We start from the raw sequence: 259 nt of genomic DNA, 5'->3' as shown, positions 1-259 counted from the left end.
TTAGCATACGGAAAAAGCAACCGTGCCATCGGCGAAAATTTATATATCATTGAAAAAACAGTAAAAAACCATGTGACTAACATTCTTAAAAAAATGATTGTAAACGACCGTACACAAGCTGTTGTTCTTGCTATTAAAAACGGATGGGTAGAAGTGAAATTATTTCAACTTATGTTAAGTCCGGCTCTTCAGTTTTCGCAATGCGTGCTGAAGAGGCGGGCTTTTCTAACGAAACGATCCTTAGAAACAAGAACTAGCA

At 37.1% G+C, this 259-nt stretch carries 1 pseudogene; it reads left to right on the top strand.

Annotated elements, in window-relative coordinates:
- Positions 1–159: pseudogene (locus ACYP5M_RS26610) on the top strand (LuxR C-terminal-related transcriptional regulator); the annotation flags it as partial.
- Positions 160–259: the final 100 nt, after the last annotated feature.

It is taken from the genome of Peribacillus sp. N1 (assembly GCF_054600815.1).
This window is presented reverse-complemented; position numbering and strand designations above follow the sequence as displayed.